Below are 25,422 nucleotides of genomic sequence, written 5' to 3'. Positions count from 1 at the left end.
AAAGCCGGCTCGACAACGAGCCGGCTTTTTCGCGTGGCGCGCTCAGCCGATCCGTTTCTCGATAACCGCCGGCGCGGCCAGGACTTTGATCCCGTAGACCTTGTCCAGGTACAGGTAGAAGAAGGCCAAGGAGACCACCAGGACCAGAAGGCCCACGATGGAAGAGGTCATCTCGATCCCGGAGAGGCTTATCTTGAACTGGGTCAAGGCCGCCTTGGCGTCCTCCGTTCCCTGCGGCGGGGCCGCGCCCTCGCGGGGCGCCACGATCGGCTTCAGGCTGTCGAGGTCGCCGAGCCCCTTCTTGAACTGCAGATAGCTCATATAGACGCCGGCCACCGTCATGGTCATGACGATGACGAAGATGATGACGTCGGTGACGGACTGCTTGTAGAGGGTGAAGACCATGTGAGCGTCTTCGCGGGCGGCCCGCCTGAGCCTCATTTCCTCGAGCCGGCCGTCGCGGCGGCGCTCCTCGATCAGCAGGCGGGACATCTCCAGGCTTTCCTGCAGGGACTGCCTTCGCACCGCGGTCGCCAGGGCGCGGTCTTCCGAGGACGCCGTGGGGACGGCTGCCTCCTGAGCCCGGACTTGAAGCGGCGAAAAGAGCAGGGCGGCGCCGATCAGCGCCGCGATCAGACGCAAACCCATTTTCCCCCCAACCAGTATGCCGCCTGACCCGTGGGGCAGGTCGGCTGCGGGGGGCGTGGAGGCGGCGGCTCGCTCGGGCTGGGGCTACCGGATCCGGAACCGGTGTCCGAGCCGGCGATGCCGTCATGCCTTGCCTTGTCCTGGCGAGCCCGATCTTGGCCGTTTTGCGGCTTCACGAGCTCCTTGCGTTCGACCCGCTCGGATTTTTCCCGCGCCGAACCTTCTCCCACCGATGAGCGTTGGGCGGCGGCCGGCGCCGCCGTCAGGCATGCCAGAGTCAAGCACAGGCCAGTGACCCCCAAGGATCGCATTTCCCCGCCCCCGCAGTTGCGAAAGCAACCTTGGCAGGTATTCATCATGAATTCTAGTCGAGGCGGTGCGCCGGTCCCTTGAGCAGGGCCTCAGTGCGGCCGCGCCTGCGCCAGGGCCTGGGCCAGGGTTTCCAGCGAGAACGGCTTGCTGATGAACGGCCAGTTCCCTGCGCGCGCGCGGCCCTGGTCGCCGCCGGTGTAGCCCGAGCACAGCACCACCGGCAGGCCGGGCCGGTCGGTCGCCAGCTTCTCGGCCAGGTCCACCCCGCTCTTGCCGCCCGGCATGATCACGTCGCTCAGCACCAGCTGGATGCCGACGTCCTGCTCCAGCCGCGACAGGGCCTCGTCGACGCCGCTGGCCCGCACCACCGAATGTCCCAGGTCGTGCAGCATGGCGTCGACCAGCTCGGCCACCTGCGGATCGTCCTCGACCAGCAGCACGTGGGTCGGCGCCTGGGTGTGGATATGGTCGACATGCGGGGCGACGTCGGCGGCCGCATCGCCCTCGACCACCGGCAGCAGCAGGGCCACCATGGCGCCGTGGCCGGGCTTGCTTTCGATGTCCACCGAGCCGCCGCTCTGGCGCGCGAAGCCATAGACCTGGGAGAGGCCCAGGCCCGTGCCCTCGCCGGGCGCCTTGGTGGTGAAGAAGGGCTCGACCGCCCGGGCGATCGTCGCCGCGTCCATGCCCATGCCGGTGTCGCGCACCGCGATCCGCAGATATTTGCCGGGCTCCAGCTCGCCTTGTTTCTTGCTGATGGTGACGGGCCGGGACTCGATGGTGACCTCGCCGCCGGGCAAGGTCGCGTCGCGGGCGTTGACCACCAGGTTCAGCAAGGCCGCCTCGAACTGGCCAGCGTCGATCTTGGCGCTGCGCACCCCCGCGCCCAGGCGCAGGTGGAAGGTGTAGGCGTCGCCCAGGGCGCGCTTGAGCAGGCCCTCGCACTCGGCGATCAGGCGGTCGACGCGGCAGATCTCGGGCTTCAGCGGCTGGCGGCGGGCGAAGGCCAGCAGGTGCTGGGTCAGCTTCTCGCCGCGCTTGGCCGCCGCCAGGGCCGCGCCGATCATGCGCTCGCGCCGCTTCTCGTCGTCCGGGTGCCGCTCGACCACGTCCAGGGCGCCGATGATCACCGTCAGCAGGTTGTTGAAGTCGTGGGCCACCCCGCCGGTCAGCTGGCCGATCGCCTCGAGCTTCTGCGATTGCAGCAGGGCCGCCTGGGCCGCGTCGCGCTCGGCCACGGCGGCGGCGACCCGGTCGGCCAGCAGCTCGTTGACCCCGGTCAGATTGGCCTCGGCCTGTTTGGCGTCCGTGGTGTCGAAGGCGATGCCGATGAAGCCCACGAACTCGCCCGCCGGATCGAAGCGCGGCTGCGAGAACGACTTCAGCCAGCGCCACTCGCCGTCGGCCCGCCGATAGCGGCCCTCCAGGCTGAACGCCTTGCGCGAGGCCTCGCCCTGGACCTGGGCCTTCAGGATGTTGGGCAGGTCCTCGGGGAACAGCCGCGTGCGCCAGTCCATGGTCAGGGCGCCGTCATAGTCGAGACCGGCGAACTCGACATAGGCCTTGTTGATGAACTCGCGCATCCCGCCCAGGCGCGAAACCCACATCAGGGCCGGGGCGCTGTCGGCCAGGGTCCGGAATCGGGCCTCGCTTTCGCGCACGTGCGCCTCGGCCCGGCGGCGGTTGGTGACGTCGAAGTTCAGGCCGATCATCCGCAAGGGCTTGCCGTCCTCGTCGCGGATCACTTCGCCACGGCCATGGACCCAGCGCTCGCCCTGGCTGGTGTCCACCAGGCGGTACTCGACCTCGTAGTCCTCGAAATAGTCGAGCGCGCGCCGGATCTTGTCCGCGGCCATCGCCCGGTCGTCGGGGTGGATGAAGCGGGGCAGGTCGTCGACGCCGATCACGGCGTCCGCCGGGACGCCCATGTTTCGCCGGGCGCCGGGCGACAGGTAGAGTTCGCCGGTGATGAGGTCATAGTCCCAGGGGCCGATTCCGGCGGCGGTCTGGGTGACGCGCAGGCGGGCCTCGGCGTCGGCGCGTTCCTCACGGGCCCGGGCCAGGCTGCGCATGGCGCCGCGAAGACCTTCGGCGGCGGCCGTGATCATGACCGCGCACAGCAGGTAGATGACCATGGTGGCCAGCTCGTCCTCGGACAGCGGCTGGCGGTCGCGACCGCCCCACAGCCACCAGCCGAAGGCCGCGCCGGAGAGCACGGGGACCAGCCCCCAGCGCCAGCCGGCGTAGAGGGTCACCAGCATGATGGCCGGGAAGAAGGGCTGGGTCGCGCCAACCCCTCCGTGCAGGCCGAGCAGCGCGACGCGCATCAGCACGGCCATGGCCACCCCGATCAGCGACGCGACGGCGCAGCGCCAGGCCGGGGGCGGAACCGGAGGGATCAACCAGGCGCTAATCAGGCCATGAATGCGTCCGCGCTCTTCGGAGATCAAGGATGGGGCGTCTTTGTTCTCCATCCCCGCACCAAGCAAAGATGTCTTGCCAAGAGCATGGACACGCTTACCTAGAACGCGCAACACGGAGCTCCTTGATGCCCGAGACCCTCAACACCGGACTGAGCGCCAAACAACGCGCCGACATCGCCGCGTCGTTGAACAAGGTCTTGGCCGATAGCTATGCACTCTATCTAAAGACGCATGGTTACCATTGGAATGTCCGGGGTCCGAATTTCCAGTCGCTGCACGTCCTGCTGGAAGGCCAGTACCAGGAAGAGTGGACGGCGCTGGACGCCATCGCCGAACGGATTCGCGCTTTGGGTGAGCTGGCGCCCCAGGGCTATGCGGCCTTCGGCAACCTCTCCAGCATCAAGGACGGCAATCCCGAAAATGAGTGGGAAGCCATGCTGGGCGAGCTAAAGGCCGACAACGAAACAGTTATTCGCACGCTTCGCGACGCCTTCCCGGCCGCCGACGAGGCCGCCGACGAGGCTACGGCCGACCTCCTCACCCAGCGGCTCCTGGCGCACGAGAAGCACGCCTGGATGCTGCGCTCGACCTTGGGCGGCAAATGATCCGCATGGACGCCGGTTGACGACCTCGCCCCCGAACAGGAGATGGAAGGCCGCCGCGGCCGTGCTGGTCGCCGGCGGCCTTTCCGCGTGCGCGACCTACTACATCCCCACCGGTTCGGGCCGCGAGGGCGGTCTGGCGCGCGTCACGGGCAGCTTCACCGACGCGGGGCTGCGACGCTATGTCGCCGACATGGACCCCGCCATGCTGGCCCTGGCCCGCCGCCATGACCCGCGCCCGCACAAGGACTATTGGGGCCGCGTCCCCGGCTGGGAAGTGATCCGGCTGAAGGATATCCCGCGCCTGGGCGACCGTCCGGCCGACTTCGACGAGGCGCGGGTGATCAACGCCCTGCGGCCGGCCGTCGTGGAGATCGAGGCCGCCAAGCCGTTCGTGCTGACCGGCTCGGCCGACGCCAAGGCCAAGGCGTTGAACTGCCTGACCCAGGCCGTCTATTTCGAAGCCGGGTTCGAGCCGGCCGAGGGACAGCAGGCCGTGGCCCAGACGGTAATCAACCGGATGCGCCATCCGGGCTATCCGAAGTCGGTCTGCGGCGTGATCTACGAGGGCGCGGCGCGGACCACCGGCTGCCAGTTCAGCTTCGCCTGCGACGGGTCGCTGGCGCGGCGTCCGCTGCCGCTGATCTGGGACAACGCCCAGGGCGTGGCCCGCCGGGCCCTGAACGGCTTCGTGTTCAAGCCGGTGGGCACGGCCACCCACTATCACGCCGACTATGTCGCCCCGTACTGGGCGCCGACCCTGGTCAAGCTGAAGCAGTTCGGCCAGCACATCTTCTACCGCTGGACCGGCCCGTCCGGCATGCTGAAGGCCTTCACCGGCCGCTATTCGGGCAACGAGACCCTGTCGGCCGAGATCCTGCTGGCCGCCGATCCTCGCATCCTGGAGGGCGCTCCGCCCGAGGTCGCCGCCGCCGCGGCCCAGCCGGTCAGCACCGTGCCGGCGGAGATCCTGGAAAGCGGCAAGGTGCCGATCCTGCCCAACGCCAAGCTGGTGGCCATTCCCGACGCCACCGCCCCGGGCGGCGAACGCTATCGGATGGAAGGCACCGTCGCCGGTCGCCGCATCCCGACCCAGGACGAGATCATGCGCATCAACAAGGCCCTGGAAAGCCTCGGCGGCGCGCCGAAGCCGCCGCCCACGGTGGAAGCGCCGGCGGCGGCGGTCCCGAAGCCGTAGCGGGTGGTCTTAGATCCTCCCCCCAGAGGGGGAGGTGGTCCGAAGGACCGGAGGGGGGAGTGCTGGAAAGCCTGCCTCTTCCCCCTCCGTCGTCTCTTCGAGCCGACACCTCCCCCTCTGGGGGGAGGATCTCAATCTCACCAAGCCCCGATCTTGTTGGCCTCGGCGTGGCTGATCGGGTGGTGGGCGGCCTTGTGGTCTTCCTCGGCCAGGAAGCGGACGGCTTCCAGAGCGGCCATGCAGCCCATGCCGGCGGCGGTGACGGCCTGGCGGTAGACGTCGTCGGTGACGTCGCCGGCCGCGTAGACGCCCTCGATCGCGGTCGAGGCCGTGCCCGGCTTGACCTTCAGATAGCCGCCCTGGCCGGTTTCCAGCTGGCCGGCGAACAGCTCCGACGACGGGGCGTGGCCGATGGCGATGAACACGCCATCGGCGGAGAGCTCGGTGGTCTCGCCGGTCTTGACGTTCTTCAGGCGCACGCCCGTCACGCCCATCGGATTGGTGTCGCCCTTGACCTCGTCGATGGCGCTGTCCCAGACCACCTGGATCTTCGGATGGGCCAGCAGGCGCTCCTGCAGGATCTTCTCGGCCCGCAGTTCGTCCTTGCGGTGCACCAGGGTGACCTTGCTGGCGAAGCTGGTGAGGAAGAGGGCTTCCTCGACGGCCGTGTTGCCGCCGCCGACCACGATGACTTCCTTGTTGCGGTAGAAGAAGCCGTCGCAGGTGGCGCAGGCGCTGACGCCGAAGCCTTGGAACTTGCTCTCGCTTTCCAGGCCCAGCCACTTGGCCTGGGCGCCGGTGGCGATGATGATCGTCTCGGCGATCCAGTCCTGGCCGCTGTCGGTCTTGACCGCGAACGGACGCTTGGACAGGTCGACCGAGGTGACGATGTCGCCGACGAACTCGGTGCCGACATGCTCGGCCTGGGCGCGCATCTGGTCCATCAGCCAGGGGCCCTGGATGACGTCGGCGAAGCCGGGATAGTTCTCGACATCGGTCGTGATGGTCAGCTGGCCGCCGGGCTGAATGCCGGCGATCAGCACGGGCTTGAGCAGCGCGCGGGCGGCATAGATGGCGGCGGTGTAGCCGGCGGGGCCCGAACCAATGATCAGGCAGCGGGTCTGGCGGGGAGCGGTCGTGGACATGGCCGCAGATATAGTGTCGATTCCGCTTCTAGGCGATGGCCCGGAAGCGGTGAAAAGCTCATGCCGCGCCGAAGTTTTTTCGCCTTGGTGGCGGCCATTTGGCATTGGCGCTATGGTGGGGTCATGAACCCGCTGCTGGAACGCATTACAATCGAGCCCGGTAAGGTCGGAGGGCGTCCCTGCATCCGCGGCCTGCGGATCCGTGTTCAGGACGTGCTGGAGATGCTGGCCAACGGCATGACCACGGCGGACATTCTCGAGGACTATCCCTATCTCGAGGCCGATGATGTCCGCGCCGCGCTTGCCTATGCGGCCGCGGCGGTCGGCGACACCGCCGTTGTCGCTGCTTGAGATTCCTGGTCGATGCTCAGCTACCGCCAGCCCTGGCGGCTTGGTTGCGATCCAAGGGCCACGAGGCTGATCACGTCGTCGATGTGGGTCTCGCGGACGCGCCTGACGCGGCCATCTGGGCGCTGGCGATAGCGCAAGAGGCCATGATCGTGACCAAGGACCGCGATTTCGTGGATTGGGCGCTGGCGCGAACCCCCAAAGCGCGCATCCTTTGGGTGCGGTTTGGCAACATACGACGCGACGCTTTGCTCGCGAGACTCGGGGCGGCTTGGCCTGAGCTTTCCAATGTCTTGACCAGCGACGTGACGGTAATCGAGGTGGGGCGATGAAAGCGGGACTTCCGATCGGCATGGGCGTGGGTATCGCCCTAGGCGTGGCCTTCGGGCTGGCGCTCGACAACCTGGCGCTGGGCCTCAGCCTGGGCGTGGCCATCGGCGCGGGCTCGGGCGTGGCGATGCAGGGCCTGGGCGCGGCGAAGGACAAGAAGCCCGGCGCTGGCGGAGACGGTGGGACACACACCAGCGACACCACGACGCCATTCGACGCCGCGACCGCGATCGGCGCGTCGAGCGTCGCCGGATCGGCGGACAGCGACGGAAGCTGCGGCGTCGGTGACAGTGCAAGCAGCGACAGCGGTGGCGGAGACTGCGGCGGCGGTGATGGCGGGGGCGGAGGCGGCGACTGATGCGGCTGGCGGACGGGCTGACCGTCTGGGGCCCCTGCGTCTGGCTGGCGACTGTCGGTGGGCTCGTGGACTACTACAGTGGGTTCTGGGGACCGTGCCTCGTCAGCGGCGCGGTGCTCGGCTTCCTAGTCGGACGACAGCGCCTCAGGGCCGAGCAGCGGGAACGCCAATTGCAGGTCCAGGCATCCGACGGGCTGGAAGGCCGTTCTCCGGCCGACGACTTCGACGATGAGGAGGTCGAGGACGATCCGATCGAGCCCAAGCGTCCCGGCGATTGACGCCTCATCCACTTTTGATGGGTTAAACTGTCGGCAACCACGTTTCCGGGTGACCGCGGCCCGGAGGGCCGACCCCAAAGGAGCGCCCATGTCCGCCCCCTTCATCGAGATCGCCGGCCGCAAGATCGGCTCTGACTTCTCGCCCTATGTGATCTGCGAGCTGTCGGGCAATCACAACGGCAGCCTCGATCGCTGCCTGTCGATGGTCGACGCCGCCGCCGACACCGGCTGCGACGCGATCAAGATTCAGACCTATACCGCCGACACCATCACCCTGGACGTCGACCGGCCCGAGTTCCGGATCCACGGCGGCCTGTGGGACGGGCGCACCCTGTACGAGCTCTACCAGGAAGCCCAGACGCCGTTCGAATGGCACGCGGCCATCTTCGAGCGCGCCCGCCAGCGCGGCGTGACGATCTTCTCCAGCCCGTTCGACGAGACCGCCGTCGACCTGCTGGACAGCCTGGACGCGCCGGCCTTCAAGATCGCCTCGTTCGAGGCCGTCGACCTGCCGCTGATCAAATATGCCGCCTCCAAGGGCAAGCCGCTGATCATTTCGACCGGCATGGCCAATCTGCAGGAGATGCAGACGGCGCTGGAAACCGCCCTGGGCGCGGGCGCGGCGGGCGTGCTGCTGCTGCACTGCGTGTCGAGCTATCCAGCCACCTTCGCTGACGCGAACGTTCGCAATGTTCCAGATATGGCCGCCCGCTTCGGCTGCCCGATCGGCCTGTCCGACCACACGCCGGGCACGGCGGCTTCCGTGGCGGCGGTGTCGCTGGGCGCCTGCGTGATCGAGAAGCACTTCACCCTGGCCCGCGCCGACGGCGGCCCGGACGCCGCCTTCAGCCTGGAGCCGGCCGAGTTCAAGGCTCTGGTCGACGACACCAAGAACGCCTGGGCCGCCCTGGGCGCGGCCCACTACGATGTGCTGGGCGCCGAGCAAGGCAGCTTGCTGTTTCGCCGCTCGCTCTACGTCACGTCAGACATCAAGGCTGGCGAGACGCTGTCTCGCGCCAACATCCGCTCGGTCCGCCCCGGCAACGGCCTGCCGCCGGGCGAGCTGGACAATGTCCTCGGCAAGACCGCCACGCGCGACATCGCGCGCGGCGAGCCGCTGGACTGGTCGATGGTGGGCTAGGTTCGAAATCCTCCCCCCAGCGGGGAGGTGTCGGCTCGAAGAGACGACGAGGGGGAAGAAGCCGGGCCGGAACAACTACCCCCTCCGGTCCTTCGGACCACCTCCCCCGCTAGGGGGGTGTTATGCCAGCAACCCCAGCCGCTTGCCCGTGATCCGGTCCAGGGTCCGCTTGGGCAGGACCTCGGTCATCAGCACCTGCATGGGCGAGGGCGAGACGACGTAGCGGACCTTGGGGTTGGGGGCGGTCAGGGCCGTGGCGATGGCTTCGCCGATCCGCTCGGGCGGCAGGCCGGACTTGCCGATCGACAGCATGTACTGGCGCAGCCGCTCCAGGGCCGGGCCGTAGACGGTGTTGGCGTAGCGGGTGGTGTCGGTCTGGTCGGCCTTGTCCCAGATGGGCGTCGCCACCGCGCCCGGCGCGACCACCACGACGTCGACCCCGAACGGCAGCATCTCGCGGCGCAGGGATTCCGACAGGCCCTCCAGCCCGAATTTGGTGGTGCAGTAGGGGGCCATGAACGGGTTGGCGTTGCGACCGCCGACCGAGGAGATGTTGACGATCCGGCCGGGGTCCGTGACGCGGGTTCCCGCCCCCAGCAGCGGCGCGAAGGCCTGGGTGGCGATCACCACGCCGGTCAGGTTGACCTCCAGCTGCTGGCGCCACTCGTCGATCGAGAGGTAGAGCAGCGGCCCGGCCACCGCGATGCCGGCATTGTTGACCAGGCCCGCCAGGGTCGCGCCGCCCAGCGCCGCCTCCACCTGTCTGGCGCCCGCGCGGACGGCGGCCTCGTCGGTGACGTCGAACAGCAGGGGCGTGAAGGCTTCGCCGAACTCGGCCGTCAGCCGGTCGGCGTCGGCCTGCTTGCGGACGCTGCCGAAGACGTGGAAACCCTGGGCCGTCAGCACCTTGACCGCGCCCCAGCCGATACCGGTGGAGACCCCGGTGATCACCACGGATTTCTTGGCCATTTCTCGCCCTCTCGTTTTCGGAGGGGAGGATGGGGTAAGTGAACGGCGTTCGCTAGGGGGCGGACGCGCGCGCCGGCTCCTCGAGGGAGCAACATGCAGTACAAGCCAGATTTTCCCGCCTTCCTGGGCCTTGTGCCCAGGACCCAGGGTTCCGCTTCATCGGAATTGAGGCCGAGTTCACGGCCCGTCCGCCGTGCAAGCCTAAAGGGTCCGCACCGGCCTTAGGCATGGGTCCTGGGCACAAGGCCCAGGAAGGCGGCGGCTCAGACCTAGGCGACTTTGACGACCACCGGAGCGGCTTCACGCGCGGCGGCCAGGGCCGCGTTGATCTCGGGCGTTCCGGCGATGAACCGCCCGCCGAAGCGCTCGGCCAGCTTGGCGCGCAGGGCGGTCAGGCCCTGGACGGCGGCGAGCGAGGGGTAGATCGGGCGCGGCTGGACGTCGCTGTGGACCATGGCCCCCAGGGCCAACGATCCGAAGCCCGACAGCAGACCGCGCAGCTCGCGCGGCAGGGTCTTGAGGTCGGCCTCGCGCACGCACTCGGCCACCACCAGTTTCCCGCCGCCGCTCTCATAGAGATGGGCGCGGAAGACGGGGCCTTCGGTGGTGAAGTTCTGGACGTGGACGGGGCAGGGGCCGTCGAAGGCCTCCACCTCGAAGACATAGGTGAAGAAGCTCTTCTCCACCTGCGGCGGGGGCGCGAGACCCAGCGGCTTGAACAGCGGCGTCGGATCGGCGGCCCAGACGATGGTCTCGTCCGCATTCGCCCGCGCCATCAGTTCGCGCGGCGAGACCAGGCAGTTCAGCTCGACCTTGACGCCCAGGCGGGTGAGCGCGCCGTGCAGACCGTCGAACAGCTTGGCGAAGCCGCCGGCCGGCAGGCTGGCGGTGGGCGTGGGGGCGCCGCCCGAAAGGCTGGCCGGCAAGGCGTAGAGCTCATCGGCCCACGGATCGCTGGCCTTGACCTGGGCCAGGGCCTGAAGGTCGGCGGCGGCCGGGTAGACGCGGTCGACGCCAAGCGGAAAGACGGCGTCGGCATGGACGGCGGCCGGATCGGTTTCCAGATGCCAGCGGACATAGGCTTCCAGAGTCGCGGCGATCTGGGGCGGATAGCTGGTCAGGCGGGCGGCCAGGCTGGCGTCGGCCGGCCTGCCGACCTTGCCGACCGGGCAGTCGATGGCCGGACCGGCGAAGTCCCAGGTGAAGACGCGCTTGCCGTCGGCCCCGGTGCTCATCGCGCCGAAGCGGTCGTCGAAGGTTTCGAACTTGGCGCCGTGGGCGGTCAGGGTGTCGACGACCGGATCGCCGGGACCGCCGAAGGCGAGGCGCGTCTCGCGCATCTCGCGGCCGTGGATGACCTTGGGGCGCGCCGCGCCGCCGAGCGCCTCGAAGCGCTCCTGAAGGGTGATGTCCCGCCAGCCCAGGCGGTGGGCCTCGAAGGCGGCCAGGACGCCGGTCAGCCCGCCGCCGACAATGCGAATGCGCGGGCTCGGGCCGTGGAGGTCGGGAAGGGCGTTCATCTTGCTACGGAGAATCCCGCCGAAGCAGCGAACAAGCTGTTAACGATGATGGGCTTCCACGGCGCAGGTTGTCGCACCCTGGAGGAGCCAGTCTCTCGGGAGCTTCAGATCAGCTCCAGGAAGATCTCCGCCACTCGGTCAGCCCCGAGCCCGTCGCAGACGGTGGCGCTGGCCGCCGACAGGGCCGCGCGGCGATCGCCATCCGCCAGCAGCGCCTCGACCTCGCGGACGAACGCCGTCTCGAAGTCCGCCGCCCCGACCTCCAGGCACGGCGTCGCCCCCGCCGCCTCCAGGGCCCGCGCCGAGGCGACCTGATTGTCGGCCAGGATCAGGGTCAGGGTCGGCAGGGCCAGGACGCAGCGCTCCCAGGTGGTGGAGCCGCCGGCTCCGATCGCCAGATCGGCCTCCAGCGCCAGGCGCGGCATGTCCTGGGTGTCGACGTGCAGGACAAGGCGCGGGTCCTCGGCCGCCAGGGCGCGTAGGCCCGTGAGGCTGGGCGCGGCGCTTCCGACCACCACGTCCAGGGCGATGTCGCCGATCAGCGGGCGCAGCAGCGCGACCACCCGGCCGGTGATCCCGCCGACGTCGGTCAGGCCCAGCGAGACCAGGGCCCGCCGGACCGGCCCGCCCGCCGCTCGCCGCGCCAGGGCCGTCTCGCGCAGGGCGGCGAAGGCCGGTCGGACCGGGGCGTAGCCGGGGCCGAGCAGCAGCCGGGCGTCCAGCGGGAGCAGACCGGCATAGTCCTTAGCCTTCCGCGCCGGACCGGAGTCCAGCACCAGGCCGGCGGCCAGCGGCCGGTCGGCCAGGTCGTCGAGGGCCAGGGCCGGACGCCCCTTGGCCAGGGCGCGGTGGTCGTGGGCGGAGAGGGCGTAGCTGTCGAACACCACCGCGTCGAAGGCCGCGTCGGCCCCCGCCCGCGCCATGTCGGGGGCGAAGGCGTCCAGCACCGCCACGACCTCGGCCGTCGCCCTGAACATGCAGACCGCGCCCCTGGCCTCTAGGGCTCTCGCCAGGGTCAGGGACCGCATGACGTGGCCGCCGCCGACGCTGGGGCCCGCCGCGCAGACGAAGAGGATCCTGGGCGCGCTCATACGCGGCGATCCCCGCCGTACTGGGCGAGCTCGGGACGGCTTCTCACGAACGCCCGCACGTCGTCGGACGTGAAGGCCCGGTTTGTCGGATAGAGGGCGTCATAGACCGTCGCCACGAAGGCGTAGTCGTCCGGCCGGTCGACGGTCCAGCGCACCGCGCCCTGGTCGGGCGCGCAGGGCAGCCAGACGCATTTCCAGCGGTCGGGGTGGGTGCGGAAATCCCAGGTGACATGCTCGCGGGCTTCGTGGGTGGTCGCCTCGGCGGCGGCGCGGCGCAGGGCCGAAGCGGTCATCACCTCCACGTCCGTGCCCTTGGGATAGGCGTGGCCGCTGGGGGTGTTGCTGGCGTAGTCGGCTTCCCGCGCCACGCAAAGGGTGATCGTGGCGTCGATCAGCTGCGGGTCCGCCAGGGGGCAGTCGGCGGTCAGGCGCACGACGTGGTCGGCCGGATGGGCGTCGAGGACGCCGATGAAACGCTGCTGGACGTCGTCGAGCGAGCCTCGGAACACCGTGACGCCCTCGCGGCGAACGGCGGCTTCGATGGCGTCGTCCTCGGCGCGGTCAGAGGTGGCGACGACCAGCTTGTCGATGCGCCGGGCCCGGGCCACGCGCTCGATCTGCCGCACGATCATCGGCTGGCGCGCGATCGGCATCAGCACCTTGCCCGGCAGGCGGGTCGAGCTCATGCGAGCCTGGAGAACGGCGAGGATCATCCGCTGATATCGCCTGCCGAACGCCGAGAGAACAAGGCGGCGCGCCCGCGAGCGGCAAAAATCAGGCTTTCGGCTTGGTCGCGCGAGGCTTCCTGGGCTTCGGCGCGGGCTTTTCGGCCGCCGCCTCGACAACCGCCTCCGCCGCCTTCGCCCGAGGTTTCCGCTTCGGCTTCGGCGCTTCCTCGACCACCGGGGGCTCCTCGGCGACCGGCTCCGGGATCGCCACCCCGATCCGCGCCAGGACCTCGCGGGCCGCACGGTCGGTCTCGTCGACCGGGGCGTAGGTCCAGCCGTGGAAGGCGCCGCCATACGGCCGCGCCGCGCCCTGGCTCTCCAGCTCCTCGTGGAACAGGCGGAACTTCAGGCTGGAGCCGTCCATCTTCAGCACGAAGACCGGCTTGCCGGTCGAGGCGGCCTCGGTGGCCATGTTGGTCGAGTCCTCGGTGACGAGGACGTAGTCGGCGGCGGCCAGGAAGGCGAAGTAGGGGTTGGGGCCTTCACCGTTCCAGATCATCCCCGGCAGATGGCGCAGGCGGGCGGTCATCAGGGCGCGGGCCGGCTCGGGCGTGCGGCGCGAGAAGGTCATCAGCAAGCTGCCGCCGTCCTGCTCCAGCGGGATCTGGATCGAGTGGGCGATCTGGGCGGCCCGCTCGCTGGACAGGTCGAAGGCCTTGGACTTGCCACCGACCAGCACCGCCACGCGCGGATGGGGCAGGGGCTCGATGATATCCTTGAAGGCCGGATATTCAGCCTGGAGCCGCGTGGGTGTCACGCGGTGTGGCGAGCCGGTGATCGGCAGGATGTTGTCGCCGGTCAGTCGATCGTGCTTGGGCGGGATCACCAGGTCGAACATGTGGGCCGGGACCCGCGGATCCTGGATCTGGACCACATAGGTCTTGCCGCCCGACCAGCGCTTGGCGCGGATCGACAGGGGCAGGGTGGCGCGGCCGGCGGCGATCCACAGGTCGGGCCACTCGCCGCCTCGGCCCTGGGGCAGGCCGCTCTCCGGCGTGATCCAGCGCTTGGGCAGCAGGTTCAGCCACCAGGGCAGGCGGCCGGTGCGCCCCTTCCAGGCCACGCGCTTGATCGTCACCTCACAGGGGACCAGGCGCGCGATCGCCTCCGACAGGCCCACGACCTGGGCCTCGATGCCGGCGCGGCCATCGGACACCGCCCACACCGTCAGGGGCGCGGCCTTCGGGGGAAGTTGGGGAGCTTCGGTCAAGTCGTCGATCCCGAACAACGCAAACGAAACAAGGCCGCCCCAGAGCGCGATAGCCGAAAGTGGAAGCCGGTTTCGGCGGCTATCGCGCTCTCATACAAACAACTCGGGCCTGCCTTTGGCAGGCCCGGGGGCGGCCTTGTCCCATTGAACTCTAGTTATGGCGCAGCTGTGGCGGAGGTCCGCTTACAGCCACTCCACCTTGGTGATCTCGTACGCCTTGGTGCCGCCGGGGGTGTTGACCTCGACGACCTCGCCGACCTCCTTGCCGATCATCGCACGCGACAGCGGCGACGAGACGGAGATGCGGCCCGATTTCACGTCGGCTTCGTGTTCGCCCACGATCTGGTAGCGAGCCGCGTCCTCGGTGTCTTCGTCGATCACCGACACGGTCGCGCCGAACTTGATCTGCTTGCCCGACAGTTTCGACACGTCGATGACCTGGGCGCGCGCGATCTTGTCCTCGATCTCGGCGATCTGGCCTTCGATCCAGCCCTGACGCTCCTTGGCGGCATGGTACTCGGCGTTTTCCGACAGGTCGCCGTGCGAACGCGCTTCCGAGATCGCGGCGATCACGGCTGGTCGTTCGATGGTCTTCAAACGCTTCAGTTCTTCGTCGAGGGTTTGATACCCACCGACGGTCATCGGCACTTTTTCCATTGCGGATTTTAGCTCGGTCGCCTTGGGAGAGAAAGTCTTCCGGTCGCGGGCGCTCACAACCGGGGGCTGGGAGGATAGGCGCCCGGTTCTAGTAACGCAAGGGGGCCAACTTTACCTTACGGGCGGCGGCCTATTCGGCCGCCACCGCCGGGGATGTGCTGGACCGCCGCATCGAGCGCCAGGCCCCGTAAGTCAGGGACCGCAGCAGCCACTCGGCTGGGCCCATCTCGTAGACCCGTAGCCACAGGACGCTGAGGATCGCCTGGCCGACCCAGATCGCGACGCAGACCTCCATCAGCTGGGTGAAGCCCAGGCGGTCATACAGGCCAAGGCCGTAGAACAGGATCGAGGTCACGATCGACTGCAGGACATAGTTGGTCAGGGCCGTGCGTCCGACCGCCGCCAGCACGCCGCCCAGCGCGCCCAGCAGCCGGCCCTTGATCAGCAGCATCAGCCCGCCCAGCCAGCCCAGGGTCATGGCCAGCCGCCCGGCCTCGTAGGTCAGGCTGCCCCAGATCGCGACGTCGGCGTTGGGCAGGAAGCCGGCTCGCCAGCGCAGGCCCATGACGCCGCCACGAAGGGCCAGGCCCAGCGCCACGCCGACGACGAGCAGGGTCCAATAGGTCGAAGCCGACCGCTGGCCGGTCAGGACGCCGGTCTGGAACAGGGCCATGCCCAGCAGCATGAAGCCCAGGGTCTCCAGCAGCGCGAAATGGGCGCCCTGGTTCAGGTCGAGATTGAACTCGGCCCAGCGTTCGACGCTCCAGGCGAGCAGGGTCGGCAGATGGGTGCGGGTCTCGCGCTCCTTGGCCCGGGACTCGGCCGAGTGCAGCTTCTTGACCCGCTCGTCGCGCTTCTCCAGCGCCTTCTTCTGTTCTTCGGTCACGGGCTTGCCGGCCGCCTTGGCCGCGACGGCCGCGTCCGCCAGGCGCAGGTTCTCGGCGTTCTTGAAGGCCGGCGCGGCGATGCCGATCGTCATGACCAGCAGGATCGCCGCGGCCGCCGTGAGCAGCATCCGGGTGGGAGCCTTGCGGAACAGCGGCAGAGCCAGGCCGCAGACGCCGTAGCAGAACAGGATTTCGCCGGGCCAGATGAAGATCGCGAAATTGGCCACGCCCAGCAGCATCAGGGCGAAGCAGCGCGTGTAGTAGGCCTGTTGGGCGACGCTTTCCTGCCCGGGATCCGGGCGGCGCAGCATCAGGATCATCCCCGCGCCGAACAGCACGGTGAACAGGCCGCGCATCGTGCCGGCGAAGCCGATCTCCTGGATGGTGAAGACGATCCAGTCCAGGGTCTGGCCGGCCGGCAGGGGCGGGCGCGCCCATTCCCACCGCAGGCCCATCATCGGGATGTTCATCAGCAGGATGCCGAGCACGGCCACCCCGCGCAGGATGTCCAGCGCGTCGATGCGCGCCGTCCGGTCGACGGGCGCCAGCCCGGCCTTTTCCGTATCCATAGGTGAGCCCCCGCCCCGCGATTTCGCGCGAGAGTGGCACAACCCCGCGTAACGCCGCTATGCGAAATATGGGGCGCCTTCCAGTGTCATCCCGGCCGAAGCGCAGCGTAGAGCCGGGACCCAGGGGCCGCGGGCACGGTGTTCACGCCCCCCCTGGGTCCCGGATAGCCTCTTCGAGGCTTCCGGGATGACACCAACTGGCAGCCGTCAGGGGAATAGCGCCTACCCCTGCTTCGGTGTCGTGTTGATCATCCACGGGATGCCGAACTTGTCGGTGAAGCTGCCATAGCCCGGCGACCAGAAGGTCTCGGCGAAGGCCATGCCGACCTTGCCGCCCTCCGACAGGGCGTCGAACACGCGGCGCGCTTCAACCGGGTCGTCGGTGTGGAAGGTGACGTCGAAGCCGTTCTTGGGCTTGTCGATATTGGGGGCGAACTCGGGCGGCATGTCCGCGCCCATGATCGACTGGTCGCCGACGTCCAGCCAGGCGTGCATCAGCCAGTCCTTGTACTTGGGATCGACCGGCATGTCGGGCGGGCCTTCGCCGAACGGGAAGGCGGCGGTGACCTTGCCGCCCAGGACCTGGGCGTAGAAGTCGAAGGCCTGGCGGCACTCGCCCTGGAAGCTGAGGCTGGTGACGATCTTCATGGCGTTTCTCCTTGTGGGTTGGCGGAGGCTATCGCGAGCGCGTGACGGTTTTTGGCAGCAGCCCGTTCAGGCGTAGGCATAAGGCCCGCCCCGTTCGAGGGCGCGCTGGTAGGCCGGGCGGGCGTGGATCCGGTCCAGGAACGCCTTGACGTGCGGGCGCGCCGCGGCCCCGGCGCGGGCGGCGCCGGCCTCCAGCGGGAAGCTCATCATGATGTCGGCCCCGGTCATCTCGCCGCCGGCGAACCACTCGGACTTGGCAAGCTCGGCCTCCCAGTAGTCGACATGGGCCTTGAGCTGCGGGTCGACGAAGCCCGCCTGGGCCTTGCCGGCGATGGCCTTGACCAGGCCCTTCATCAGGCCCGGCGCGCGGTTGGGCAGGGCGGTGAACACCAGCTTCAGCAGCAAGGGCGTCATGGCCGAGCCCTCGGCATAGTGGAGCCAGTAGGTGTAGCGCAGGCGCTCGGGCGTGCCGGCCGCCGGCAGCAGGCGGCCGCCGCCGTGGGTCTCCAGCAGGTACTCCACGATCGCCCCGGTCTCGGCCACCACCGTGTCGCCGTCGGTGATCACCGGCGACTTGCCCAGGGGGTGGATGGCCCGCAGCTCCGGCGGGGCCAGCATGGTCTGGGCGTCGCGCTGGTAGGGCTTGATCTCGTAGGGAATCCCCAGCTCCTCCAGCAGCCACAGCACGCGCTGGCTGCGCGAATTGTTGAGGTGGTGGACGACGATCATCGGGCGGTCTCACTGGCGGACAAGGGGCCGGCGAACGATGGTTGTTGGAGGGGAATTGGGCAAGCGGTGGCGTGGTCGGGCAGGTCCTGAGGCCGCCCTAAGCCCCCACCACCGCCTCGACGATGTGGGCGCGGTACAGCACCGCCAGCAGGTCGGTCTGGGTGATCACCCCGATCAGCCGCCGCTCGCCGTCGACGACCATGGCCTCGTGGGTGTGGCCGCTGGAGAGGATCGGCAGCAGAGCGGCGATCGGCGTGCTCTCCATGACCTTGTGCACGAACGGGTCCAGCGCCGCCTCGACCTTGCGGCGACGGCCCGCCTGCAGCTCGGCGCGGCGGGCCAGGCCGATGACCCGCCCCTCGGCGTCGACCACCGGGGCGGCGCGCAGGTCGTGCTCGCGCAGATAGGCCAGAGCGCTCTCGGCCGACTGGTCGTGGTGCAGGCTGATCACGTCGCGGGACATCACGTCGCCGCAGCGGATCTGGGCGTGCAGGCGCTGGGCGGCCGACAGCTCGACCTCGCGGAACAGGGCGTCCAGATCCTCGCGGCTGACGTCCAGCAGCTCGCCGTAGCGGGCCAGGGCCGTGTCGAGGTCGGCGGTGCTGTAACCGATGCGGGCGGCCGGGGAGGGGTCCTTGGTGTGGTGCGGGCTGACCGACGGGGCGGGCGCGCGGTGCGGATACGAGTGCCGGCTCACCTTGCCCCAGATCATCCCCGCGCCGACCAGCAGCAGCGAGTCCACGGCCACCGGGTTCAGGGCGAACAGATAGCCGGCCTTGGTCACCGCCGGCCCGCCGATCACGCAGATCAGGGCCACCGCGCCGCCGGGCGGGTGCAGGCAGCCCAGCAGCATCATCATCCCGATCGCGGCCCCGACGGCCAGGGGCGCGGCGACCAGGGGCTGGTGCGGGAACAGCATGGCGACGGAGATGCCGACGACAGCCGAGACGATATTGCCGCCCAGCACCGCGCGCGGCTGGGCCAGGGGACTGGCGGGCACGGCGAACACCAGCACCGCCGACGCTCCGATCGGCGCCACCAGCAGCGGATGCAGCCAGTCGCCGCCGCCCACGGCGAAGCGTCCCAGGATCCCGGCGAAGAGCAGGCCGAGCAGCGCGCCGGCCCCGCCCCGCAAGGCGTCGATCGGACGGATGGGGGACTTGCCCCGCAGAATGGCGGTCAGGCGAGCGGTCATGCGATCGCGGTCTTAGCCCGACCACGGGCGGCGGTCTTTCCGATTTTTGTACAGTCGGTTCAAGAAAACCGACTGCACGCCTCGAGGGCGGGGCGTTCGCCTAGACCTTGCCCAGGACGCTGTCGGGCTCCAGTTGCCGGCGCAGATGCTGAACCGAGGCCCGGCATTCGCAGGCGCCTTTCTCCAGGCCCTTGCGATCCAGGATCTTCACCGAACCGCGGGTGTAGCGGATCAGGCCCTGGGCTTGCGCCTTCATGGCGATGCGGGTGATCGCCGTGCGCGACACGCCCAGCATGACGGCGAGAAACTCCTGCTTCAGGGGCATGTCTGCAAGCCCGCCGGACAGGTCCTGGCACTCCAGGAGCCAGCGATTGAACCGCTCCCTGACCTTGTGCAGCCCGTGGCAGGCGATGGCCTGCCGGCTCTCGGCCTGCAGCAGTTCGACCTGCCGGTGGACCGCCTTGCGCATGGCGGCGCTGTCGTCGAAGGCCCGCCGGTAGGCCACGGCGCGGAGGCGATAGGCCTTGCCCGGGATCTGGACGATGACGCGGCTGTACATGACGCCGCTGCCCAGGGCCTCGACGAAGCCGACGCCGCCCTCTCGACCGACGATCGAAGTTTCCAGCGCCGCGCCGGAGACCATCACCGTGATCAGGGACAGCAGCCCCACCTCGGGCAGATAGACCCAGTCGATCGGGGTCTCCATCTCGTAGAGCACCTGGCCGATATCCAGGTCGACGAGTTCGAGATGCGGCCACAATTCTTCCAGGTCCCTCTTCGACAGGCACCGCAGCAACGCATTGTCGGGAGAAAATTCTGCCATGCGACATCCTGGACCCAGGCAGCGCGCAAAGCGCGTCCTCGCCAGGGGTTCAACCATAGCGGATGGGAAGCGCCGCCGTTCCACTATGTGCTCACGGCGACAGACCGTCCTCTGGGGGCCGTGCAACGACGAGATTCGACGTTGTCACCGAGGACCTCATGGCCAGCAGCCCATATGCCAGGATCGCGATCAGGAAATCCGCGACGCGGGAGGCGCGCCTCCGAACTCGCGGTTCCGAAGGCGCCGACCAGTGACAATGACCGCCAAGCAGTACCGCGTCCGGGCCAGTCTCATGGACGCGGCGATGGAGGTTTCCTCGAACGGGACCGTGATCCTGGAATGCCAACGCATGGCCAAGGAATGGCGCCGGCTCGCCATACTGGCCGAGTGGCAGGCCGAGATGCTCGAAAAAGGTCATCCGGGGTAGGGAAAAGTGCTTCATCGCCGGAAATGAGCAAAACGACATGGCTCATGATAAAACCGTCTAAGTTCTGCCGGCCTTTTATTCATTCGTGTTAAGATGTCGATGGTTTTCGATGGCGTCGAGTTTTGTACTTCGAGAATTTTCGAAATCAGACCGGGTATGGCTTTCGCTCCGCGAGTCTCCAGTCTCTGGAAAACGACCGTGGTTTCCCGCCAAATACCTGACGACGATGCTGAAAATCATTTGGCCATGGCGATTATCGGCTCGTCCATCGAGCCGATTTTGCTTCTGAATACCGATCTGATGGTGATCGCCGCGAGCGCCTCGTTCTGCCGCGCCTTCGACCTTGAGCCAGCCAGTGTCGCGGGCCAGATGATCACCGCCCTAGGGGCGGGTGAGTGGAACGTGCCCCAGCTGAAGTCGCTGCTCAAAGCCACCGCCTCGGGCAGGGCGAAGATCTCCGCTTACGAAATGGACCTGGAGGGCGAGGGGCGCGCGCGGCGGCGCCTGGTGCTCAGCGCCGAAAGCCTGCTGTTCGGCTCGCCGGCGCGCCAGCTGCTGATCCTGGCGGTGGCCGACGTCACCGACCAGCGCCTGGCCGAGAAGGTCAAGGACGACCTGGTGCGCGAAAAGGCCATCCTGTTGCAGGAATTGCAGCATCGCGTGGCCAACAGCCTGCAGATCATCGCCAGCGTCCTGCTGCAGAGCGCCCGGAAGGTGCAGTCCGCCGAAACCCGGGATCACCTGCAGAACGCCCACAACCGCGTGATGTCGGTCGCCGCCATTCAGCGGCACCTGGCGCCGACCGGCGAGGCCGAGGTGCGGATCGGGGAGTATCTGACCCAGCTCTGCGACAGCATCGGCGCCTCGATGATCCGCGATCCCGACCAGCTGACGATCACCGTCAAGGCCGACAACAGTTCCACCGACTCCGACAGATCGGTGAGTCTGGGCCTGATGGTCACCGAACTGGTGATCAATGCGCTCAAGCACGCCTTCCCCAGGGAGCAGGCGGGGACGATCAAGGTCGCCTATCGCTCCACGGACGAGGGCTGGGTGCTGTCGGTGGTCGATGACGGCGTCGGCATGCCGGCGGAGGGGACCGAAACCCTGGGCCTGGGGACCAGCATCGTCCGCGCCTTGGCGTCCCAGTTGAAGGCCGATGTGAAGGTCGTCGACATGAAGCCGGGCACGGGGGTGCTGATCAGCGATGAGCCCGGCCTTACGACCCCGGCGGATGCTCCAGCGCCCGCAGATCGGGCTCGACCCAGCCCAGCCGCGCTTCCGGGGTAAAGAGGCGCTCCCGCGACCAATGGGTCAGGGGCCATTCCTTGTCGCCCATCGGCGTGGCCAGCAGGCGGGCGGCGGCGTCCGCGTCGCTGACGCCTTCGGGCAGGGCCGCCGCGAAGGCGCGGATGGCGGCCAGATAGGCCTGGGTGATGGTCTCGTGATAGCCGCTCTTGTCGTCGTTCACCCCGCCGACGGAGACGTTGTAGGCGCGGATGATCCCCGGCAGGTCACGCTCCAGTCCGGCGTCGCGCGTACGCACCAGGCGCAGGGTGGCGGTCAGGTGGGCGGCGTGGGTCCACTGGTCCTTGGGCAGGCTGCGGTCCAGCAGGCGCTCGGCCAGGGCGGCGATTTCGGCGTTCGTGTAGGCGGCGGTCATGGGACGCAGATAGCGAGTGAGCTCGGCCGTGGCTAGGCGCCCGCCGCCAGGCTCTCCGCCGGCCGCCGCTGGGCGTCCAGCCGCACCACCACATCCGCCACCGCCGGCAGGTCCTCCGCGATCCACGCCGTCAGGCGCTGGTAGTGGGCGACGAAGCGGTCGAGGGCGGGATCGTCCATGGCCAGGGCCGGGTCGCGGCCGTGGGCGGCCAGCCGTTCGCGCAGCCGCGCCTCCTGCTCGCCGCGCCAGGCGCGGATAATGCCGAAGCTCGGGGCGGTCAGCAGAAGCAGTCGGTCGAGGCGGGCGAAGAGTTCGGCATAGGGGCCGGCGAGGGCGGTGTTGGCGTAGCCGCGCCAGGCGCCGTCCGGGTCCTCGTCGCGCTCCAGGGTGTTGACCGGGGTGGTCAGGGCCGCGTCCGGCTGGGGCCGGGCGCCCACGCACCAGCCCTCCAGCAGCACCACATCGGCGGGCCCGTCGAACACCGGCCAGTCCGCCTCCGGCGCGCGGTCGTCGGCGGCCTTGTCGAAGCGGGGCAGGGCCGTGGTCTCCGCCCGCGCCAGGCTGTCCAGCACCGTCAGGCCCAGGGCCGGGTCGTGGGTGCCCGGAACGCCCCGGGTGGCCAGCAGCGGGTGGACCTTCGCCGCCAGGGCCAGGCGCTCGGCGCGCGGCAGGTAAAGGTCGTCGATCGACAGCGTCGCCACGCGCAGGCCGCGCGCCTCCAGCAGCCAGGCGACCAGGGTGGTCAGGGTCGACTTGCCCGAGCCCTGCGGTCCGCAGATCCCCACCACCAGCGGCGTCTCGCGGTCCAGCGACCAGCCGGCGATGCGGCGGGCCAGGGGGCGGTGCAGGCGGGCGGCGAGGTCGGCGAAGGCCGGCGGCAGGCGTTCGTCCCGCACGAAGTCGGCGACGAGATCGCCCTCGCCGCGCATCAGAAGGCGTTGCTCCAGCGGACCTGCTCGGGCAGGGGCAGGCTGGCCTCGAACACCACGCCGTCGGGGTGGAACACGAAACTGGCCTGGCCCTTCTGCTCGCGGCGGATCGAGCTTTCGATCAGGCGGGTGCCGAAGCCGAGCTTCTTGGGCGCGACCACCGGCGGCCCGCCGGTGTCGCGCCAGGTGAAGACCAGGTTGTCGGTCACCGGGTCGCGCCGCCAGGACACCGAGACCCGGCCGCCCGGGGCGGACAGGGCGCCGTACTTGGCGCTGTTGGTGGCCAGTTCGTGGAACACCATCGACAGGCCCACGGCCGTGTGCGGCGGCAGGGCGACCTCGGGACCTTCGCGATCGACGCGCTCGACATAGGCGGCCAGGCTGGTCTCGACCAATTGGCCAAGGTCGGCCTCGCGCCAGCCGGTGCGGGTCAGCAGGTCGTGGGCGGCGGACAGGGCGATCAGGCGGTCGGTGAACACGGCCAGCGGCGCGCCCTTCACCGTGGCGAAGGTCTGGCGCGCCAAGGCCTGGACCGTGGCCAAGGTGTTCTTCACTCGGTGGTTCAGCTCGTTGATCATCACCCCCTGGCGTTCCTCGCGGGCCATCAGCTCGCCGGAGGCGGCGCGCAGGGCGGCGTGGACGGCGGCGATCTCTTCCAGGCTGTGAGGGTCGGCCGGCTTCAGGGTTTCGCCCCGGCCGATGGCCTCGGCGTCCAGCACCAGGCGGCGCATCTCGGCGTTGATCCGGCGGGAATAGACGAAAGACAGGGCGATGCCGAGGACCAGCAGCAGCAGGAAGACGCCGGCCCCGACCACGACCGAGCGGTTGACCGTGCTGGCCAGGTCGTCGCGCGGGATCGCCACCACCAGGGTCCAGCCCGTCTGCGGCGAGCGGGTGTAGGCGACCATGGTCGGCACGCCTTCCAGGGACTTGCTCTTGTTCACGCCCTCGGTGGAGTGGCGGAGGTTCTCCTCCATGTCCTTGGAGGCCAGGGCGCCGGTGAACTTCTCGTTGAAGCGCGAGCGGGCGATGACCCGGCGGTGGTTGTCCAGCAGGGTGGCGACCCAGCGGTCGGGCACGCGCTGCTGGCGGAACACCGAGGTGAACGAGGCGGCGTCGACCACATAGGACAGGACGTAGAACTTGCCCTTCACGGTGATCGGGGTGCCGACGGTGATCACCGGCTTGCCGGCCACGGGGCCCGCCAGCAGGTCCGAGACCTTGCTGCGGCCGGCCGAGAAGGCGGTGGCCTCCTCGCGGGTGCGCTTGATGCGGGGCAGGGGCTCGCCGTGGCGCCGCAGGGTGTTGACCACCTGCTGGCCGTTGGCGTCGGCGACGACGATCCAGCCGGCGCGGCGCTCCATGGCGCGGCCGGCGCGGGCGTGGAAGCCTGCCCAGTCGCCATTGATCAGGGCCTGGTCCGTGGCCAGGGTTTCGACCACCGACACGCCCACGGCCGCCTGGCGGTCGACGGCGCCGTTCAGGGCCCGGGCGGTGGTGACGAGCTGCTGGTAGAGCTGGCCGCGCGACTCGCGATCGGCCCCGGCCAGCAGGAAGCCCATCGACAGCAGGGCGGGCACCAGCAGGCTGACCGTGAGGAGGACGAGCCGGCCGCGCACCGAGCTGACGCGGCGCCTGACGCCGAAGTCTCCCCGATCCTGTCGCGCCATACCGCCCGCATGCTCGCTGCGACGAGAGCGCCAGGTCGCCCTCTGAACTTCTATAGCGAAGCGAATCGCGTCCGGCGTCTCAAAAATCGGCGGTTTCAGTTAACAAGCGGAACGGTATGCCCGAGCGGCGCCGTAGCCCTTCGCGCGGTTTGTGCGTTATGAGACGACCATGAAGAACCTGCCCAACATCCTGACCGGCTCGCGCCTCGTGATGGCGCTGTTCATGTTCGTCGCCCTGGCGGCCGCGGCCGGCGCCGTGCCGTATCTGAGCGACACCCTGACGGCCGAGAGCCAGCTGCGGCTGGAGCGCTGGGCGTTCTACGCCTTCGTCGTCGCCTCGGTGACCGATTTCTTCGATGGCTGGCTGGCCCGCAAGCTGGACGCGGTCAGCGTCTGGGGGGCGATCCTCGACCCGATCGGCGACAAGATCCTGGTCTGCGGCGCCCTGCTGGGCCTGATGGCCCTGGGCCCCAACGCCATGGTCGTGCTGCCGGCGGGCCTGATCCTGTTCCGGGAGTTCGCCGTCAGCGCCTTGCGCGAAGTGGGCGCGGGCAAGGGCATCAAGCTGCCGGTCACCCTGCTGGCCAAGTGGAAGACCACCCTGCAGCTGGTGGCCATCGGCGCCGAGCTGATCCTGGCCTCGTGGGGCGCGTTCAATCTCTCGCCCGAGCCCAGCGTGATGGGCGGCTTCACGATCGTGGCCCACGCGCTGCTGTGGATCGCCACGGCGGTGACCCTGATCACCGGGGCGCAGTACTGGGAAGCGGCGCGGAAAGCGCTGACCTAGGGCGCGAACACCGCAAATCCTCCCCCAGCGGGGGAGGTGGTCGCGAAGCGACCGGAGGGGGAAGTGCTTGAGCGCTTGCCCCTTCCCCCTCCGTCGTCTCTTCGAGCCGACACCTCCCCCGCTGGGGGGGAGGATTG

Annotated in this window: 27 protein-coding genes and 1 pseudogene; 11 read left to right on the top strand and 17 right to left on the bottom strand. The window is 69.2% G+C overall.

The window, feature by feature from the left end:
* Nucleotides 1-42: 42 nt before the first annotated feature.
* Both AC1RRV_RS18390 and AC1RRV_RS18385 read right to left on the bottom strand, forming a co-directional pair.
* On the bottom strand, nt 43-648 hold the full coding sequence (locus AC1RRV_RS18390) for a hypothetical protein (RefSeq protein ID WP_492861089.1): 606 nt from the start codon (nt 646-648) through the stop codon (nt 43-45).
* 401 nt (nt 649-1,049) lie between these two features.
* Nucleotides 1,050-3,449, bottom strand: a complete 2,400-nt coding sequence (locus AC1RRV_RS18385; protein ID WP_492861137.1) for a hybrid sensor histidine kinase/response regulator — start codon at nt 3,447-3,449, stop codon at nt 1,050-1,052.
* Nucleotides 3,450-3,508: 59 nt separating this feature from the next.
* Here AC1RRV_RS18385 and AC1RRV_RS18380 point away from each other — a divergent pair, with 59 nt between their 5' ends.
* Nucleotides 3,509-3,988, top strand: a complete 480-nt coding sequence (locus AC1RRV_RS18380) for a Dps family protein (protein ID WP_492861088.1) — start codon at nt 3,509-3,511, stop codon at nt 3,986-3,988.
* A 16-nt stretch (nt 3,989-4,004) separates the two neighbouring features.
* Nucleotides 4,005-5,183: a cell wall hydrolase gene (locus AC1RRV_RS18375; RefSeq protein WP_492861087.1), complete on the top strand. Its 1,179-nt coding sequence runs from the start codon at nt 4,005-4,007 to the stop codon at nt 5,181-5,183.
* Between the two features lie 137 nt (nt 5,184-5,320).
* On the opposite strand, the gene trxB is transcribed toward AC1RRV_RS18375, so the two are convergent.
* On the bottom strand, nt 5,321-6,328 hold the full coding sequence (gene trxB, locus AC1RRV_RS18370; RefSeq protein ID WP_492861086.1) for a thioredoxin-disulfide reductase: 1,008 nt from the start codon (nt 6,326-6,328) through the stop codon (nt 5,321-5,323).
* Between the two features lie 123 nt (nt 6,329-6,451).
* Between trxB and AC1RRV_RS18365 the strand changes: the two genes are divergently transcribed.
* The 5 genes from AC1RRV_RS18365 (at nt 6,452) to pseI (ending at nt 8,783) form a co-directional block, all read left to right on the top strand.
* The gene (locus tag AC1RRV_RS18365) at nt 6,452-6,679 is read left to right on the top strand and encodes a DUF433 domain-containing protein (RefSeq protein ID WP_492861085.1); all 228 of its coding nucleotides are present in this window, start codon (nt 6,452-6,454) and stop codon (nt 6,677-6,679) included.
* A complete protein-coding gene (locus AC1RRV_RS18360) occupies nt 6,676-7,008 on the top strand; it encodes a DUF5615 family PIN-like protein (RefSeq protein WP_492861084.1) in 333 nt (110 codons plus the stop codon). The genes AC1RRV_RS18365 and AC1RRV_RS18360 overlap by 4 nt, the downstream gene beginning before the upstream one ends.
* On the top strand, nt 7,005-7,364 hold the full coding sequence (locus AC1RRV_RS18355) for a hypothetical protein (protein WP_492861083.1): 360 nt from the start codon (nt 7,005-7,007) through the stop codon (nt 7,362-7,364). The genes AC1RRV_RS18360 and AC1RRV_RS18355 overlap by 4 nt, the downstream gene beginning before the upstream one ends.
* A complete protein-coding gene (locus tag AC1RRV_RS18350) occupies nt 7,364-7,642 on the top strand; it encodes a hypothetical protein (RefSeq protein ID WP_492861082.1) in 279 nt (92 codons plus the stop codon). The genes AC1RRV_RS18355 and AC1RRV_RS18350 overlap by 1 nt, the downstream gene beginning before the upstream one ends.
* Nucleotides 7,643-7,730: 88 nt before the next feature.
* Nucleotides 7,731-8,783: a pseudaminic acid synthase gene (pseI, locus tag AC1RRV_RS18345; RefSeq protein ID WP_492861081.1), complete on the top strand. Its 1,053-nt coding sequence runs from the start codon at nt 7,731-7,733 to the stop codon at nt 8,781-8,783.
* Between the two features lie 120 nt (nt 8,784-8,903).
* Here pseI and AC1RRV_RS18340 read toward each other — a convergent pair whose 3' ends face one another.
* The 7 genes from AC1RRV_RS18340 to AC1RRV_RS18310 all read right to left on the bottom strand — a co-directional run bounded on the left by AC1RRV_RS18340 (nt 8,904) and on the right by AC1RRV_RS18310 (nt 16,414).
* Nucleotides 8,904-9,752, bottom strand: coding sequence for an SDR family NAD(P)-dependent oxidoreductase (locus AC1RRV_RS18340; RefSeq protein WP_492861080.1), 849 nt, complete (start codon nt 9,750-9,752; stop codon nt 8,904-8,906).
* 269 nt (nt 9,753-10,021) lie between these two features.
* Nucleotides 10,022-11,272: an NAD(P)-binding protein gene (locus AC1RRV_RS18335; protein WP_492861079.1), complete on the bottom strand. Its 1,251-nt coding sequence runs from the start codon at nt 11,270-11,272 to the stop codon at nt 10,022-10,024.
* A gap of 104 nt (nt 11,273-11,376) precedes the next feature.
* Nucleotides 11,377-12,363 (bottom strand): UDP-2,4-diacetamido-2,4,6-trideoxy-beta-L-altropyranose hydrolase, encoded by a 987-nt coding sequence (gene pseG / locus AC1RRV_RS18330; RefSeq protein WP_492861078.1) that lies wholly within the window; start codon nt 12,361-12,363, stop codon nt 11,377-11,379.
* A complete protein-coding gene (locus AC1RRV_RS18325) occupies nt 12,360-13,076 on the bottom strand; it encodes a cytidylyltransferase domain-containing protein (RefSeq protein ID WP_492861077.1) in 717 nt (238 codons plus the stop codon). Before AC1RRV_RS18325 ends, pseG begins: the two co-directional genes overlap by 4 nt.
* A gap of 61 nt (nt 13,077-13,137) precedes the next feature.
* The gene (locus AC1RRV_RS18320; protein WP_492861076.1) at nt 13,138-14,301 is read right to left on the bottom strand and encodes a mitochondrial fission ELM1 family protein; all 1,164 of its coding nucleotides are present in this window, start codon (nt 14,299-14,301) and stop codon (nt 13,138-13,140) included.
* Nucleotides 14,302-14,484: 183 nt separating this feature from the next.
* Nucleotides 14,485-14,958 (bottom strand): transcription elongation factor GreA, encoded by a 474-nt coding sequence (gene greA, locus AC1RRV_RS18315; protein WP_492861075.1) that lies wholly within the window; start codon nt 14,956-14,958, stop codon nt 14,485-14,487.
* A 130-nt stretch (nt 14,959-15,088) separates the two neighbouring features.
* Nucleotides 15,089-16,414, bottom strand: a complete 1,326-nt coding sequence (locus AC1RRV_RS18310; RefSeq protein WP_492861074.1) for a DUF418 domain-containing protein — start codon at nt 16,412-16,414, stop codon at nt 15,089-15,091.
* Between the two features lie 66 nt (nt 16,415-16,480).
* Here AC1RRV_RS18310 and AC1RRV_RS18305 point away from each other — a divergent pair.
* A pseudogene (locus AC1RRV_RS18305) lies at nt 16,481-16,579 on the top strand (hypothetical protein); the annotation flags it as partial.
* A 57-nt stretch (nt 16,580-16,636) separates the two neighbouring features.
* Here the strand turns inward: AC1RRV_RS18305 and AC1RRV_RS18300 are convergent.
* The 4 genes from AC1RRV_RS18300 to AC1RRV_RS18285 all read right to left on the bottom strand — a co-directional run bounded on the left by AC1RRV_RS18300 (nt 16,637) and on the right by AC1RRV_RS18285 (nt 19,809).
* Nucleotides 16,637-17,062 (bottom strand): VOC family protein, encoded by a 426-nt coding sequence (locus AC1RRV_RS18300; protein WP_492861073.1) that lies wholly within the window; start codon nt 17,060-17,062, stop codon nt 16,637-16,639.
* Between the two features lie 66 nt (nt 17,063-17,128).
* Nucleotides 17,129-17,791, bottom strand: a complete 663-nt coding sequence (locus tag AC1RRV_RS18295) for a glutathione S-transferase family protein (RefSeq protein WP_492861072.1) — start codon at nt 17,789-17,791, stop codon at nt 17,129-17,131.
* A gap of 97 nt (nt 17,792-17,888) precedes the next feature.
* Entirely contained in the window at nt 17,889-18,986 is a 1,098-nt protein-coding gene (locus AC1RRV_RS18290; RefSeq protein ID WP_492861071.1) for an HPP family protein, read from the bottom strand.
* Between the two features lie 100 nt (nt 18,987-19,086).
* The gene (locus AC1RRV_RS18285; RefSeq protein WP_492861070.1) at nt 19,087-19,809 is read right to left on the bottom strand and encodes a Crp/Fnr family transcriptional regulator; all 723 of its coding nucleotides are present in this window, start codon (nt 19,807-19,809) and stop codon (nt 19,087-19,089) included.
* Between the two features lie 250 nt (nt 19,810-20,059).
* Here AC1RRV_RS18285 and AC1RRV_RS18280 point away from each other — a divergent pair, with 250 nt between their 5' ends.
* Nucleotides 20,060-20,236, top strand: a complete 177-nt coding sequence (locus tag AC1RRV_RS18280; protein WP_492861069.1) for a hypothetical protein — start codon at nt 20,060-20,062, stop codon at nt 20,234-20,236.
* 246 nt (nt 20,237-20,482) lie between these two features.
* Entirely contained in the window at nt 20,483-21,526 is a 1,044-nt protein-coding gene (locus tag AC1RRV_RS18275; RefSeq protein ID WP_492861068.1) for a sensor histidine kinase, read from the top strand.
* Here the strand turns inward: AC1RRV_RS18275 and AC1RRV_RS18270 are convergent.
* From AC1RRV_RS18270 to AC1RRV_RS18260, 3 genes are read right to left on the bottom strand one after another with little or no spacing between them, the layout of a single operon-like run.
* Complete coding sequence (locus AC1RRV_RS18270) at nt 21,456-21,899, bottom strand: hypothetical protein (RefSeq protein ID WP_492861067.1); 444 nt, start codon at nt 21,897-21,899, stop codon at nt 21,456-21,458. The genes AC1RRV_RS18275 and AC1RRV_RS18270 overlap by 71 nt on opposite strands.
* A 32-nt stretch (nt 21,900-21,931) precedes the next feature.
* Nucleotides 21,932-22,828, bottom strand: a complete 897-nt coding sequence (locus tag AC1RRV_RS18265) for a kinase (RefSeq protein WP_492861066.1) — start codon at nt 22,826-22,828, stop codon at nt 21,932-21,934.
* Entirely contained in the window at nt 22,828-24,498 is a 1,671-nt protein-coding gene (locus tag AC1RRV_RS18260; protein WP_492861065.1) for a sensor histidine kinase, read from the bottom strand. The genes AC1RRV_RS18265 and AC1RRV_RS18260 overlap by 1 nt, the downstream gene beginning before the upstream one ends.
* A 169-nt stretch (nt 24,499-24,667) precedes the next feature.
* On the opposite strand from AC1RRV_RS18260, the gene pgsA reads away from it, so the two are divergent.
* Nucleotides 24,668-25,285, top strand: a complete 618-nt coding sequence (gene pgsA, locus AC1RRV_RS18255; protein WP_492861064.1) for a CDP-diacylglycerol--glycerol-3-phosphate 3-phosphatidyltransferase — start codon at nt 24,668-24,670, stop codon at nt 25,283-25,285.
* Nucleotides 25,286-25,422: the final 137 nt, after the last annotated feature.

It is taken from the genome of Caulobacter sp. GW821-FHT11E10 (assembly GCF_058808375.1).
Note: the sequence above shows the minus strand (reverse complement) of the source record. Positions and strands in the feature narration are given on the sequence as shown.

Excerpts from the sequence above, each read along its gene's own strand:
- pgsA (WP_492861064.1), top strand. The coding sequence starts at position 24,668 with ATGAAGAACCTGCCCAACATCCTGACCGGCTCGCGCCTCGTGATGGCG.
- AC1RRV_RS18285 (WP_492861070.1), bottom strand. The coding sequence starts at position 19,809 with ATGGCAGAATTTTCTCCCGACAATGCGTTGCTGCGGTGCCTGTCGAAG.
- AC1RRV_RS18325 (WP_492861077.1), bottom strand. The coding sequence starts at position 13,076 with ATGATCCTCGCCGTTCTCCAGGCTCGCATGAGCTCGACCCGCCTGCCG.
- AC1RRV_RS18340 (WP_492861080.1), bottom strand. The coding sequence starts at position 9,752 with ATGGCCAAGAAATCCGTGGTGATCACCGGGGTCTCCACCGGTATCGGC.
- greA (WP_492861075.1), bottom strand. The coding sequence starts at position 14,958 with ATGGAAAAAGTGCCGATGACCGTCGGTGGGTATCAAACCCTCGACGAA.
- AC1RRV_RS18310 (WP_492861074.1), bottom strand. The coding sequence starts at position 16,414 with ATGGATACGGAAAAGGCCGGGCTGGCGCCCGTCGACCGGACGGCGCGC.
- trxB (WP_492861086.1), bottom strand. The coding sequence starts at position 6,328 with ATGTCCACGACCGCTCCCCGCCAGACCCGCTGCCTGATCATTGGTTCG.
- AC1RRV_RS18350 (WP_492861082.1), top strand. The coding sequence starts at position 7,364 with ATGCGGCTGGCGGACGGGCTGACCGTCTGGGGCCCCTGCGTCTGGCTG.
- AC1RRV_RS18265 (WP_492861066.1), bottom strand. The coding sequence starts at position 22,828 with ATGCGCGGCGAGGGCGATCTCGTCGCCGACTTCGTGCGGGACGAACGC.
- AC1RRV_RS18260 (WP_492861065.1), bottom strand. The coding sequence starts at position 24,498 with ATGGCGCGACAGGATCGGGGAGACTTCGGCGTCAGGCGCCGCGTCAGC.
- pseI (WP_492861081.1), top strand. The coding sequence starts at position 7,731 with ATGTCCGCCCCCTTCATCGAGATCGCCGGCCGCAAGATCGGCTCTGAC.
- AC1RRV_RS18270 (WP_492861067.1), bottom strand. The coding sequence starts at position 21,899 with ATGACCGCCGCCTACACGAACGCCGAAATCGCCGCCCTGGCCGAGCGC.
- AC1RRV_RS18355 (WP_492861083.1), top strand. The coding sequence starts at position 7,005 with ATGAAAGCGGGACTTCCGATCGGCATGGGCGTGGGTATCGCCCTAGGC.
- AC1RRV_RS18290 (WP_492861071.1), bottom strand. The coding sequence starts at position 18,986 with ATGACCGCTCGCCTGACCGCCATTCTGCGGGGCAAGTCCCCCATCCGT.
- AC1RRV_RS18300 (WP_492861073.1), bottom strand. The coding sequence starts at position 17,062 with ATGAAGATCGTCACCAGCCTCAGCTTCCAGGGCGAGTGCCGCCAGGCC.
- AC1RRV_RS18295 (WP_492861072.1), bottom strand. The coding sequence starts at position 17,791 with ATGATCGTCGTCCACCACCTCAACAATTCGCGCAGCCAGCGCGTGCTG.
- pseG (WP_492861078.1), bottom strand. The coding sequence starts at position 12,363 with ATGAGCGCGCCCAGGATCCTCTTCGTCTGCGCGGCGGGCCCCAGCGTC.
- AC1RRV_RS18380 (WP_492861088.1), top strand. The coding sequence starts at position 3,509 with ATGCCCGAGACCCTCAACACCGGACTGAGCGCCAAACAACGCGCCGAC.
- AC1RRV_RS18335 (WP_492861079.1), bottom strand. The coding sequence starts at position 11,272 with ATGAACGCCCTTCCCGACCTCCACGGCCCGAGCCCGCGCATTCGCATT.
- AC1RRV_RS18275 (WP_492861068.1), top strand. The coding sequence starts at position 20,483 with ATGGCGATTATCGGCTCGTCCATCGAGCCGATTTTGCTTCTGAATACC.
- AC1RRV_RS18390 (WP_492861089.1), bottom strand. The coding sequence starts at position 648 with ATGGGTTTGCGTCTGATCGCGGCGCTGATCGGCGCCGCCCTGCTCTTT.
- AC1RRV_RS18365 (WP_492861085.1), top strand. The coding sequence starts at position 6,452 with ATGAACCCGCTGCTGGAACGCATTACAATCGAGCCCGGTAAGGTCGGA.